The 12,220-nt window shown below is 65.1% G+C and carries 15 protein-coding genes and 2 pseudogenes; 2 read left to right on the forward strand and 15 right to left on the reverse strand.

What is annotated here, in order from left to right:
• The 9 genes and pseudogenes from NN5_RS22090 to NN5_RS22130 form a co-directional block, all read right to left on the reverse strand.
• Nucleotides 1–455 (reverse strand): annotated as a pseudogene (locus NN5_RS22090) (type VI secretion protein); the annotation flags it as partial.
• A 243-nt stretch (nt 456–698) separates the two neighbouring features.
• Entirely contained in the window at nt 699–1,409 is a 711-nt protein-coding gene (locus NN5_RS22095) for a lytic transglycosylase domain-containing protein (protein WP_067738339.1), read from the reverse strand.
• A gap of 69 nt (nt 1,410–1,478) precedes the next feature.
• Nucleotides 1,479–1,814: a DUF736 domain-containing protein gene (locus NN5_RS22100; RefSeq protein ID WP_067738375.1), complete on the reverse strand. Its 336-nt coding sequence runs from the start codon at nt 1,812–1,814 to the stop codon at nt 1,479–1,481.
• Between the two features lie 68 nt (nt 1,815–1,882).
• A complete protein-coding gene (locus tag NN5_RS22105) occupies nt 1,883–2,428 on the reverse strand; it encodes a S26 family signal peptidase (RefSeq protein WP_067738342.1) in 546 nt (181 codons plus the stop codon).
• Nucleotides 2,425–2,946 (reverse strand): DUF2840 domain-containing protein, encoded by a 522-nt coding sequence (locus NN5_RS22110; RefSeq protein ID WP_067738344.1) that lies wholly within the window; start codon nt 2,944–2,946, stop codon nt 2,425–2,427. The genes NN5_RS22105 and NN5_RS22110 overlap by 4 nt, the downstream gene beginning before the upstream one ends.
• On the reverse strand, nt 2,943–3,194 hold the full coding sequence (locus NN5_RS22115; protein WP_067738346.1) for a hypothetical protein: 252 nt from the start codon (nt 3,192–3,194) through the stop codon (nt 2,943–2,945). The genes NN5_RS22110 and NN5_RS22115 overlap by 4 nt, the downstream gene beginning before the upstream one ends.
• Nucleotides 3,191–3,844 carry a ParA family partition ATPase gene (gene parA / locus NN5_RS22120; protein ID WP_067738348.1) on the reverse strand — a complete coding sequence of 218 codons (654 nt, stop codon included), beginning with the start codon at nt 3,842–3,844 and terminating at the stop codon, nt 3,191–3,193. Before parA ends, NN5_RS22115 begins: the two co-directional genes overlap by 4 nt.
• A 332-nt stretch (nt 3,845–4,176) precedes the next feature.
• Nucleotides 4,177–5,001, reverse strand: a pseudogene (locus NN5_RS22125) (replication initiator protein A); the annotation flags it as partial.
• Nucleotides 5,002–5,019: 18 nt separating this feature from the next.
• Nucleotides 5,020–5,301 (reverse strand): helix-turn-helix transcriptional regulator, encoded by a 282-nt coding sequence (locus NN5_RS22130; protein WP_067738353.1) that lies wholly within the window; start codon nt 5,299–5,301, stop codon nt 5,020–5,022.
• Between the two features lie 454 nt (nt 5,302–5,755).
• Between NN5_RS22130 and NN5_RS22135 the strand changes: the two genes are divergently transcribed.
• The gene (locus NN5_RS22135; RefSeq protein WP_067738356.1) at nt 5,756–7,684 is read left to right on the forward strand and encodes an ATP-binding protein; all 1,929 of its coding nucleotides are present in this window, start codon (nt 5,756–5,758) and stop codon (nt 7,682–7,684) included.
• A 13-nt stretch (nt 7,685–7,697) separates the two neighbouring features.
• The gene (locus tag NN5_RS22140; protein WP_067738358.1) at nt 7,698–8,636 is read left to right on the forward strand and encodes a hypothetical protein; all 939 of its coding nucleotides are present in this window, start codon (nt 7,698–7,700) and stop codon (nt 8,634–8,636) included.
• Between the two features lie 318 nt (nt 8,637–8,954).
• On the opposite strand, the gene NN5_RS22145 is transcribed toward NN5_RS22140, so the two are convergent.
• The 6 genes from NN5_RS22145 to NN5_RS22165 all read right to left on the reverse strand — a co-directional run bounded on the left by NN5_RS22145 (nt 8,955) and on the right by NN5_RS22165 (nt 12,116).
• Entirely contained in the window at nt 8,955–9,488 is a 534-nt protein-coding gene (locus tag NN5_RS22145) for a DUF2285 domain-containing protein (RefSeq protein WP_067738361.1), read from the reverse strand.
• Nucleotides 9,376–9,804, reverse strand: a complete 429-nt coding sequence (locus NN5_RS27365) for a transcriptional regulator domain-containing protein (RefSeq protein WP_373280353.1) — start codon at nt 9,802–9,804, stop codon at nt 9,376–9,378. The genes NN5_RS22145 and NN5_RS27365 overlap by 113 nt, the downstream gene beginning before the upstream one ends.
• A 39-nt stretch (nt 9,805–9,843) precedes the next feature.
• Nucleotides 9,844–10,104, reverse strand: a complete 261-nt coding sequence (locus tag NN5_RS25445) for a DNA -binding domain-containing protein (protein ID WP_084385107.1) — start codon at nt 10,102–10,104, stop codon at nt 9,844–9,846.
• Between the two features lie 97 nt (nt 10,105–10,201).
• The gene (locus NN5_RS22155) at nt 10,202–10,468 is read right to left on the reverse strand and encodes a helix-turn-helix domain-containing protein (RefSeq protein ID WP_067738366.1); all 267 of its coding nucleotides are present in this window, start codon (nt 10,466–10,468) and stop codon (nt 10,202–10,204) included.
• 305 nt (nt 10,469–10,773) lie between these two features.
• Nucleotides 10,774–11,100, reverse strand: coding sequence for a DUF736 domain-containing protein (locus tag NN5_RS22160; protein ID WP_067738369.1), 327 nt, complete (start codon nt 11,098–11,100; stop codon nt 10,774–10,776).
• 575 nt (nt 11,101–11,675) lie between these two features.
• Nucleotides 11,676–12,116 (reverse strand): hypothetical protein, encoded by a 441-nt coding sequence (locus NN5_RS22165; RefSeq protein WP_067738372.1) that lies wholly within the window; start codon nt 12,114–12,116, stop codon nt 11,676–11,678.
• Nucleotides 12,117–12,220 lie beyond the last annotated feature (104 nt).

A 12,220-nucleotide genomic window follows, 5' to 3' on the forward strand; every position in this document is an offset into this window, starting at 1 on the left:
TTCAGGTCCGACATCTCGACGGCATCGTCCGGCGAGACGATGAAGCGGAAATGATGGCGGTCGTCCTTGCACCGCTCGGCGAAGGCGCGGCCGTTAGGCTCTTCGGTGCCCGGCCCGAACAGCCGCGCCCTTTCTCCGTCCCGGGTCACGCCATCGCGGCGCAGATATTCGAGATGCGTGCCGAGCGGGGCCGTGCGGGTGGCGTGCCGGACGACACGGGCCTTGATGACCGCGCCGCGTGTGCGTGCGGTGATGAGACGGTTCGCCTGGATGCTGGCGCGCTGGCCATGGCCGAAGCGAGAGCGATTGGCGGCGGTGATGCGCCCGGAACGTGAGACGCCGCCACCTGCCTTCTTTGCGGCGGCGAGCGCCTGCGCGATAAAGGGCCGGGCCGACTGCGCGCGGGTCGAGCGGATACGCCCAGGCCGAACGCGAAATTCATGGTCATCGGCCATGACGCGAGCCCGCAATGTGCAAAAGATCGCGCCGATACAATGCGTTGGATATCCGGTGCACATTGCGCAGGAGCGTGGCAAGGTGCGGATCGAGCCCAAAATCCCTGCAAAAACAACCGCCCGACCGCCGCGCAACGTGCGGCCTTTTATCCTGCCATCGTGCGGTTGTTTTGCCTGCCTCTCCCCCTCGCGTCCTCCATGCTACGCGGGAATACGACGGGGCGCGAAGGATGCTGGCGGTGCTCATCGCGGCGTCCCGGGGTCGGAACGAGCAACGACGAGGGAAGCATTCGACACGTCGGCGGCACTGGGTGAGCGCGCCGCGACGGAGGAACGGCTGTCGTCCGGATGCTCGTTGTTCGACGGCAAAGCGGCAGAACCAGCGTCAGCGGTGCGCACGACGAAGAGCGGTGCTTCCCGCCAGTCTGGCGGCGGCGGAGCAACTGATGGCGCATTGGACGGCGACGTCGCGCCGAGCTGGGGAGCGAGCAGCGCAACGTAAGCGCGTGTTTCAGCCGGCAGCGCGCGACCTCCTTGCAGGTAGTCGTCGTACCGCGCCGGACCTGCATTGTAGGCCGCCAGCATGGCCTGGACATTGCCGTAGCGGTCGTACATCTCGCGCAGATAGGCGGCGCCTGCGAGAATGTTGTCGCGGGGATCATAGGGGTCGCGGCCGAGGCCGTGGCGGACGCGCAAGCCCGCCCAGGTGTCGGGCATGACCTGCATCAGCCCCAGCGCGCCGGCCGACGACACCGCCCGTACATCGCCCGCGCTTTCGGCGCGTTTGACCGCGATGATCCAGAGTTCGGGAATGCCAAACCGCTGCGAGGCCTCGGCGACGTAGGCGGCGTGCGGATCTGTAGAGACCGCGCGCGCCGCCGGTGCAGATTGCGCGAGAGCAGCGCCGGTCGCGTTCGCGGCGACGATCAGGCCGGAAAGGAGAAGGAGAGCCATGCGCCGGGCGGATTGATGCCGCCCGCGCGCACGCCGATGGCTCGTCGAAGGACGGCGAGCGGGCATCGGTCAGTCCTTCTCGGCACGGTCGCGCGGACGCGACCAGTGCAGCGACCAGGACGTCTTGTCGTCGCCATTCTGGAAGAGGTTGGCGCGGATCGGCTGCATGAAGGTGGGATCGTCGAATTGGATCGAGACGAATTCGCCAGCCTTGTCGCTGGAGCGTTTCCACCCCGCGCCGATCTCCGGGCCATCCTCGGTATCGGCGTGAACGCGATAGTCTGGCGCGTTCTCGGTTTCGCTCGGCTCGGCCGCCACCACGGCGACGGCGATGTCGAGGCTGAGCGTGCGAATGCGCCCGGAATAGCCGACCTTCAGCTTCGTGAATTCTCCGATCTGTGTCATGCGGGACTCCTGTCGATTGTGCTGCGGTGATGAGATCGGCGGCGGTGCAAGCGCTGCCGGCCGCGCGCTCACCGCGTCGGCGCGCGCCATTCGAAGCGGCCGTTTCCGTCCTGGTCGGTCCACAGCGGGACCGCGTGGCCGATGATCTGGTCGGTGGAGGTCAGGCCGAAATAGCGACCGTCGAGGCTGTCACGGACCTGCCAGTTCATCAGAAAGACCTGGCCGGTATGGATGCGGCGGCAGCCCTGCCAGACCGGCAGACCGCGCCCGAGACGATCCCGTTCGAGGGCGCTCCCGACCGGGATTCCATCGACGGTGATGGTGAGGTTCGAGCGGCAAACCGTCTGCCCGGCGACGCCGAGGATGCGCTTGAGGAGCGGCACGCCTTTGGGCAGGTAGCCGCGATCGGCAAGGTAGGTCGCGAGCGGTTCGGGCGCGTCGATGGCGACGAGATCGGCGCCTTCGAACGGGCCGTCGAATTCGATCGTGTAGAAGCCGATCGGCGCGCTGGCCGATGCGTTCCAGATGAGTCTGGTCGGCATCGACGTGAACGCCGGATAGCCAACGCCTATCGCGGCGAGCGCCATCACGAGAAAGAGGCTGGTGCGCGTCACAGCTCGGCCGTCCGGCGCAGGAGGAAGGCGCGATGCTGTTCGAGCGTGTAGGCGTGCGGCTGATAACCGGCCGTCATGCGGTTATGGACGTGCCGCCAGTGATCCGGCGAAATGGTGTCCGCGTCGATCCCGATGGCTTCGATGGCATCGATGTGGCGCAGCACGTCTTCGACCTTTGGCCAGCCCTCGACTTTCAGCAGGATTTCGCCGCCCGGATGTACGAAAGGCAGCGTCTGGTGCGGCTCGCCAGGCTCGATCGCGCGCACGATGTCGATGCGGGAGGTGATGGTGCCGAAGTCGTTCGATGCCCATCGCACGAAGGCGAAGACGGTATGCGGCCTGAACGAAACGACGCGCCGCCGGCGGTCGAGGATCTGGTTGTGCGCCTCGCGGCCGAACCTGATCCAGTGCTCGATCTGCTTCTCGACCCATGTCAGTTCGACATGGGTCATGTCGTCGTGGGAGTACGCCAACGGCGACGCGCCGCCGCGCACGCGGGGAGCCGCGATGCCGGTCATGACGACTGTCCTTCGGTGGGGGGAAATTCGCGCTCGAGAAGTTCGCGCAGCAGGTCGGCGACGGTGACGCCGCGACCGAAAGCGGCGATCTTGATCCGGCCGCGCAATTCAGGTGTCACGTCGATGGTGAGCCGGGCAGTGAACGCGGCCGTGATCGGCGCACGCGGCGCGCTATCGGCCGCCTTGATCCATTGGTCGGGATCGGCGGGACGCGCGGTGAAGCGGCGGCGAGTGGATCGCTCGTTCATGGCGTGTTTCCGCCAATCCGAAGGTGGAAGAGTTCATCGGCGAGTGCTGCGATCTCGCGCGCAGCCGATGTCGCGTCGTCGCATTCGAGGGCCAGGCGGCCGGTCTGTGCAGCGGTAGCGAAGGCGATGCGCTGGCCGATGGTGGCGCCGAGGAGCGGAGGATCGTGGTCGGCCAGGGCCGCGGCCGTCTCGCGCGCGAGGATGGTGCGCGCGCCGCAGCGATTGAGTACGAAGCGGGCGGCAAGCTCGGGACGATAGATGCGCGCTTCGCGCAAGAGCGCCAGCATCTCGGCCGAGGCCCAACCATCGAATGGTGATGGTTGCACGGGGATCAGAACGAGGTCGGCGGCGAGAAGCGCAGAGCGCATGAGGCCGGCGACGCGCGGCGGCCCATCGATGACGACGTGATCGACGGTCTTCGCCAATTCCGGTGCTTCGCGGTGGAGCGTGTCGCGCGCCAGGCCCACGACGCCGAAGAGGCGTGGCAGGCCCTCATGGCCGCGCTGCTCAGACCAGTCGAGCGCCGAACCTTGCGGGTCCGCGTCGATCAGCGTGACGCGCTCACCGCGACCTGCGAGCTCGCCGGCGACGTTGAGCGCCAGCGTCGTTTTACCGACACCGCCCTTTTGATTGAGGAACGCGACGATCATCGCGCGCCTCCTGGCCGCTGGCCGAACGGAAGCTGATCGGCGACCTGCGGCGCGCGCTCCTGCTGGTCCGGCCGGGTCGTGGGAGCGCCGCGGGGGGGCGCCTTGCCGATGGCGCGGAGGTTGTTCGCGGCTGTGCGGATGAGATTTTCCACATCGCGTGCGCGCACTTCAAAGTTAGATTCTGGGTTAGACTCTAAGTTAAGAGCGCGATTTCGCCCGTGTTTTCGAGAGCTTAGGGCGGGTTCCGGTTCCTGATAGCACGAGCCTCGGGTTCCCGATGGCACGATAGTGCGGGTTCCCGATAGCACGAGGCCGTCCACAGCTTTTCCACAGACTGTGAACGGCTCGAAGGCGAGGAGCGTTCGGCCATCGATCTCCACCTCGAGCGAGAGGATGTAACCGGGCAGTGGCTGACGGCGGACGATGTCGCGCAGTTCGAAGGCGAAGCGCTTGAACGGCGACAGGCTGCCGGATTTGCGATGAAGATGATGCAGGTCGAAGCGCCAGCCAGCGCGTTGGCGGCCGCCATGCTTGCGCACGAGCCGGTAGAGCCAGCGGTCGAGACCGCCGGTGAGATCGAAGTAGGCTGGGTCGATGGTGAGGATGAGGGCGTCGTCGAGGACAGCCTTGTAGAACCAGTCCGGGACGATGAGTTCGATGCCGTCGGGCCGCCCGTGGCGATCGGTGCGCTCCTGCCACTCGTTGATCCAGGAAAAGCGGTGGCGTCGGCCCTCGGCCGGTTGCCGGATGGACGTCGAGACCGTCGTTGATTGTAGGCGATCGAGGGCGGCCTTGAGGCGCTGATAATCGCGCAGGGACGTGCCGCGGCCGACATAGTTGAGGATCTCATAGGGCGTCGCCGCCATCAGGCGCGAGGTGCGCAACCCAGCGTCCCGCGCCTCGACGATCTGGCTCGCGGCCCAGATCAGTATGTCGGCGTCCCAGATCGTCGCCATGCCGTGATCGGGAACGGCCTCGACGCGGATCGTGATGTCACCGGCCGCGAAGTCGATTGGTGTGACGCGGTGAGATTTGGAAAGGGAGAAGAAGGGATAGGCCATGAGATCCTGCGCATCTCGGGGTGCGAAGTCGCCGGGGAGCGCGCGAAACAGATCGAGCTGCCCGCGCTCGGAAGGATCGCGGCGTCGCACCACCATGAAAGGCACGGGCCCTGATCAGCGTGCGTAACGGCCGGCGACCTGGCCGATCGGCGGCGCTTGGCGTTTCGCCGGAAGGACGGAGCCGCGCGGATCGGAGGTCGAGGTGACAGCGCCGCGCGCTGCCCAGGTTTCGAGGTCGTCGACGGAATAGACGACCCGTCCGCCGAGTTTGCGATACGCCGGGCCGGTGCCGTAGGTGCGGTGCTTTTCGAGTGTGCGGGCAGAGAGGCTGAGAAATTCAGCGGCTTCCTTCGTCCGCAGGTAGCGTGGCGGGAGCGCGGCGATATCGGGTCGCATGGGGCGGGCCTCCGTGGGGTCGCTGGGGGCCGCTGGCGATCAGCGGCTGACAGCGACCACGGTGGCGGAGGACCGTCGGCGGGAGGGATGGGGAAGTTGGGATGGCTAGATTTCCCACCCCCAGCCGTCGCTCCGACTACTGGCTAAAAATCTGGCGGTTGGTAACTATCATGGTCGGCGGGCGGAGGACTGATCTGGGTAGACAGGGCCCTGGCGGTTTTGGGGCGCTCGTGATGGCGTAGCTGCCCATAGGTTTAGCGGAAGCCGGCTGGGCGATTTCGCGCCTCATCTTTGCCGGTCAGCGCGCCGGCAGTGTTATCCCCAAAGCTGTCACTCATCCGTGTCGTACGTGGGTGGGATGACTGGGGATGGACAGAAGCCGACAGGTAGATTCTAGGTTGTGATAGGCGCTGTGTCGGGGAAGGATACCTGCTAAGAAGGTATTGGGGGGGTGATGGCTTCTGAACAACCACTGCTGGCGTTCGACCAGCGATTCCTCGATCGCCATGCGGGTCCGATCATTTCCGATCTTTCGGTCGCCCTAGTCGAGTTGGTCGCCAATGCCTGGGACGCCTATGCGACGAAGGTCGACATCGTCTGGCCCACGAACGACGGCTCCCGCAAATTCTCGATCAAGGACAATGGTCGCGGCATGACGGGCGAGCAGTTCGAGCAGCGCTGGGGCGTTTTCGACTACAACCGCGTGAAGGCCGAAGGCGAATATGTATCGCCGCCCACCGAGCTATCCGAGTTGGCGCCGCGCCGAATCTATGGACGCAACGGTCGGGGCCGGCATGGCGGCTTCGCCTTCTCCAATCCCTATGAAATTACTATCGAGGCGGCGGGCGAAAAAGTCACCTACCGGGTCTCGCGAGGAGGCCTGCGGCCCTTCGACTGGGCGGTCGTCCACCGCGAGCAAAGCGCAGGGCATGGCGTCGAAATCCGAGCCGCCGAACCGACGCGGCTTCGTCTCAGTGCCGCCGACATCCGCGAAGTGCTCGGAACTCGCTTCCTGACGGACCCCAACTTTCAAGTGTCAGTCGACGGCCAGGCCGTCACCTTCGACGACATCCCGCAGGACTTCGTGCGGGAGAGCTTCGTTGACATTCCCGGGGTCGGTCGCGCGCGCATTCTCATGATCGACTCCCAGCGGGCCGATCGCACCACCCGCCAGCACGGCATCGCCTGGCACGTTAACAACCGGCTAGTCGGCGATTGCGGCTGGCGCGGGACAGACTACGAACGCGTGCTCGATGGCCGGACGAGCGAAGCCAAGCGCTTCACCTTCATCGTCTTTGCCGACTTTCTCGCCGACACCGACGCGATCCTGCCGGACTGGTCGGGGTTCCAGCTCAGCAATGACACCTGGAAAAAGACGCAGGTCGCCGTTCAGGACAAAATCCGCGAGGAAATTGCCGCGTTCAGTTTCGAACGGCGCGCGGAAGCCAAGGAGGCGGTCCGGGAGCGGTATGCCTCCACCGTCCTCAAGATCGCGCCGAGCGCGCGCGAGCGCTGGAACAGCTTCGTCGATCAGGTCGTCGACACCTGCCCCGGCATCTCGACGGAGCAGATCGATCAGGTCGCCGGCATTCTCGTCAATCTGGAGGCGTCGTCGTCGCAATACAGCCTGTTGGCGCGGCTGCACGGGCTTCAGCCCGGCGAACTGGACCAGCTCGACGGTATTCTCGCGGACTGGAGCGTGGCGACGGCCAAAATGGCGCTCGACGAGATTCAAAGTCGGTTGAAGCTGATTGGCGAGTTGCACGACAAGCTTCGCGACGAGCGGGCCGACGAGGTCCGAGAGTTGCAACCGCTCATCGAGCGCAGCCTGTGGGTCTTCGGACCCGAGTTCGAGAGCATCGAGTTCACTTCCAATCGCGGCATGTCGGAAGTCATCAGAAAGCTGCTCGGCGGCACCGCCCAGGGCAGCCTCAACCGTCCCGATTTCGTCATCCTCCCCGATGGCAGCGTCGGTCTGTTCGCGCGACCCGCGTTCGACGATCAGCATGAGGTAACTGGTGTCGCCCATCTGGTCGTCGTGGAGCTGAAGCGGCCGGGCATCGCGATTGGCATGGATCAGAAGAACCAGGCCTGGAAATATGTGGTCGAATTGCAGACGCAGGGGCTGATCGACGATGGCACGCGCGTTACCTGCTTCGTCCTCGGATCCCGACTCAGCCCACGCGAAGGCGTCCGCGAGGAGGGCCGCACAAAGATCATCCCAATGGCCTATGAGACATTCATCAAGCGCGCTGAAACGCGGATGCTCAATCTCTATGCCCGCCTGTCGGAAGCGCCGTTCTTGCGCGAAGCCGGCCTGGACGCGGACACGTTCGTCGCCGAACCGGCTCCCCGCCAAGGTGGCCTTGGGCTATCGGCTTGAGCGCGGGGCTGCGATGATCGCCCGTACCGTGCAGCGCGTTCATTTCGAGGACTTCGGCGGAGCCGAATTCGAGCGCCTGGTCTTCGCCTATCACCTGCGCGCGGGCTGGCGCGATCTCGCTTGGTATGGCCAGACAGGAAGCGATCTCGGGCGCGATATCATCGGCGTGGAGCCGTTCGACGATGGGCGGTCCCCCCGCACGATCATCCAGTGCGTCAACCGCGCCGGCCTGACCGATGCCAAGGCGAAGAACGACATGGCGAAGGCGGTCGGTGCGCCGACCGGCGTGCCCGATGCCTTTAAGTTCGTCTGCCGCGGCGCTGTCTCAAGCGAGCGGCGCGATGCGATCTCCGCTGCCGGACGGCAGCTCGGCATCAAGGCCGTCGACGTCTGGTCTGGAGTCGAGTTCGAGGAAGCTCTGCGACTCCGCGCCGAGTTCCTGCTCCGCCGGTTTGTTGAAGGCGTGGTGTTTCCCGATGCCGAAGCCGAGCTGCGCCGCTTCGTCGACGATTTTCCCGACCTGTCCGATCACGATACGTTGCACATGATGGCGGCCGTGTTCGACCGGCCCGCCTTCCGCACGCCCTTCATGGCCGAAAGCCACCTTCCCGCCTTCCAACAGGCGATCGAAGATACGATCGGAGCGCTGAACACGGGTGTCTGGCGGACCCGGGACGGCGCCGAAATCCGCCGAATCCCGTCGCTCCATCATGTGCGCGATGCGCAGATCCGTGCCGGCCTTGCTAAGGTCGTGCGCGAGCTCGACGAGGTGCGACGCCTATTCAAACGACACCTGGCCAATGGCAGCGTCCAGCATTGTTCGTGCGGCGATCCTAACTGCCCGACATTCGTCGTCCATCCACGCGCAGCCCATGACCTGGATCGGGCTCGATCCATCGCACTCGGCAGCTTCGCAAAGCTTTGGCCCGGCTTTGACGTCCACCTCTCATGACGGTGCCGGTCGGTTCAATGGGTCGATGTTCGCGAACCGCGAGGAATGATCCATCGGTCGCATAGTCGCGTCCTCATCGCGAATGTCGAAGCGGGGCGCCCCGTTGGGCCAGATGCCGCGCAAGGCCGGCCACCGCGGCATGCGGCCGCCCTTGGGCGCGCAGTGCCACTACTCGGCCGAACCGTCACCGAAATCGATGGTGATCGAGATCGCCGCGGCTATGATCTCCGTTGCGGACGGTCCGCAACCGGCCAACCTTGCTCGTTCAAGGGCGTAGAGGCGCCGGATGCGTGAAGTCAGCTCTTGACCGCTATGCGACTAGGTTCGGCGGCGATGCCTGAGCAGTTGCCGATAGCCGCCGTCGATGAGAGCCTTCCCGGCTTCGACGAAGGCGATGACAGCGTCACGCAGCGGCGATGTCTTCCAGGGATCGGTTTCGACGCGCGCCGCGCCGTAGAGCGCTATGGCGATCTCACGATAGGTGGCGCCGTTCATGCGACCGTCGGCGGCGCGGAGCCTCAAGCGGAAGCGGCGGCGCTGATCGCGGGTCATGCGGGTGTCGCGTAGCGGCGGGCGTTCGAGCCAGGCGCGCGACAGGCGTGCGAGGGCATCTATGCGATCGAGAAGGTCGCCATCGATCGGAATAACCGCCGCGAGCTGATCGTTTGGGGATGTCCCGGGAAGAAAGAGGACCTGGAGATCGTAGTGGGGAAGGGTGGAGTACGATCCCTCGGGGGCGTCACGCTTCGCGCCGAACCTGTCGGCGAGCGCATTCGGGGCAGAGGGCAGGAAGTTTGGCCGGTGCGTCAGGAAGACGACGGTTGGATCGTTCGACGGCGACCACACCACCATTTGCTCGGCAGCGGAAAGGCCTGGTCTTGCCGGAAAATCGCAACCCCCAGCGTTGCTGTGCTTCGTGAGGCAGGGGCAGGGTTTCGGCGCCGGCGTCGACCAGGTTGGCGTAATGTTCCTGATAGGGATGGCTTCTGCGAAGGCATTCCCAGGCGAGCCCTTCGATCGGCAGGGAATCGAAGAATTCGTAGCTGCTATCGTTACGCCAGTCTGATGTATCGGGCCTCATCGCATCAACTCCCCCGCGTGGTGCGCGCAAGTCGAGAGCATATTGTTCGCGGCGCGGGGTGAAGGCTGGAAGTCTGAGCGAGAGCATCGCGTGATGTCAAAACGGCATCACGCGCTTCGCCGACTGTCAGCTGTGGACCTGACGAAGAAGGTGCCGATAGCCGGTATGCGTCATCCAGCGGGCGCGATCGAGATGGCTATCATAGATATGCCGGCAGCGTTGAGGTTCGCGAACGGGATCGAGGCCGAACAGTACCTGCACGGCTTCCTCCCAGCGCGCACCTTCAGCGGCCGCGTCCAGCAGGCGGACATAGAGTTTGACATGCGATCTGTCGTAGTCGGTGAGCTCTCGACCGGACGGTGCGATGTCCTCGAATGGTTCGATCATAGGGCGGCCTCGGTGGATACGCGACGTCTGTCTCTTAACCAGGTTTGGTCCGAAATGGAGGCAATGTGAGCGGGGGCCGGCTCTTACTGCCCACAGGTCAGCGCGAGGCCGTAGATCGGTTCGGCTTTTTCCCATGATCATCGACCAGCAACACCCCATGTCCTCGGTCGGTCGACAGGAAGACGATGCCGGCGGATTCCAAGGCCCTGCGTGCCTGATCGCGAGTCGTCTCATACACATCGAGTCCGCTTTCGGATTCGAGGCGCTTGAGTGCTGTCAGCGATATGCGGGCCTTGTCAGCGAGCGTCTCCTGCGTCCAACCCAGCAACGCGCGTGCGGCCCGGGATTGTCGGGCGGTGATCATGCATGATCACCTCCCATCGCAACCGACACGCGCTCCAGAACTACGGCTATTTTAGTCGCATCCGCCTCTCTCAGCCAGCTTGCCGGCCCGAGTCGAGGCCGGTGTTGCCATGGTTTGACCTGGCTGATTCGCCTGGTCGCACAGGTTTTTCTGGAAAGGGCAAAGTTCTGATGTCCGGCACGCTGGTAAAGCCGTGGAGTGCGTCTTCGTGCGTGGGGAGACCATCCGGGTATTCCCGGGTCCCATCGGCGACTTGAGCGGGAAGGCGGCCCCGGCCTTTCGGCCGGGACCTGGGTGTGCCCGCCTCAGTCGCCGCGGCGACCGTTGGGGCGGGACCAGATCAGCGAGTAGCCTTCGCCGTCCTCGTCATCGAAGAGGTTGGCGTAGATGGGAGCGGTGAAGCTCGGATCGTCGAGCTTGAGGCCCAAATAGTCGCGGCCCTCATTGGAACGCTTGGACCAGGCGGCGCCGATCTCGGCGCGGCCGACCAGAACCCGGTGGCTGGGGGCGTTCTCGCCGTTGGCGCGCTGGTCGGGGACGATGCGCACGCCCTTGGATTGGAGGTTGAGGGTGACGATTTCGCCGGTGAACTCGTTCGAGCCGGTCTTCTTGAAGGTGCCGATGGTCGCCATGATAAGTCTCCGTTTTCCGTTTCGAGCCCGCACCATTGCGGCCTCGATGGCGATCGACAGGCCGGAGGCGAGCGACGACACATCGCTTGCGACCGCAGCGTAGCGGAGGACGGTGCAGGCACGACTTTGTTGTTCCGCGAGGAATGACGGCGCAGCCGCAGGGGAAGAAAGTCGCGACGCGCCGTTGTGGCATAGGCGCTCGAGGCGGAGCCGCCCTTCGGCCAGATCAGGCCATTGAAGAGGCCGCTGGGAGTGGGTTCTGCACGGATGGATGACGCGAGACGATGGCGGCTTTCGACTTTCCGCACAGAGACCCGACCGGAGATCACGGGCGTGTGGGTTCACCTTTGTCCAGGCTACGATGCGCATCTCCTGTCCCGCCAGCTCTGACGGGATGCTTCAGCGCCGAACGTCCTTTCGGCCGTGTCTTCGGCGTCGCCTTACGATGCGCTCCAACCCGCCGCAACGGGAGGTACGGACCGACGTTCTGCTGTCTCCGCCTCCCTACCGGGCCGACCAGATGACGGGGCAGCGGGGCAAATCGCGGTCTCGTCCGCTGAACGGAAGTTGCTGCATCAGGCGCGAGACAGGTTCCCGGCTGATGGGGCGGGCGCCGCCATTCCGGTGATGCGGGCGAAGGCGACGATGCCGACCGCGGTGGCGCCGACAATCGAGAAGGCGAGCTGCCAGCCCTCGGACGGCATGGTGTGCTTCACGATGCCATGGGTGGCATGGAAGCCGGCGACCACGGCCGGGGCGACGAATGCGGCGGCGATGAGCAGGCGCGCCCAGGTCGGTCGGACGGTGGCGAGCAGGAGCTGGCCGATACCGAAGGTCAACCCGGCGGCCGCGAAGCCGACCAGGATTGCGCCGAGCCATCCCGCGCCCGTGCCATAGGCCCATGTCCCTGCGGTCACGCCCGCGAAGAACGGCAGCGCGAACACGGCGAGCGTGAAGAGCAGCCAGCAGAGGAAGCCGATGGCGGCTATGCTGAGGAGGATGCCGATGAAGATCATGGTGGTGTCTCCGCAAATGTCGGACGGATGCGCCTCCACCACCACCATGGCGCAATTGTCAGTTTAGCAGAATCCGGCTCGTGGCGGGAGCCGGAATGCGCGGC

This window comes from Novosphingobium naphthalenivorans NBRC 102051, assembly GCF_001590985.1.
In the GTDB taxonomy this organism is placed as follows: Bacteria; Pseudomonadota; Alphaproteobacteria; order Sphingomonadales; family Sphingomonadaceae; genus Novosphingobium; species Novosphingobium naphthalenivorans.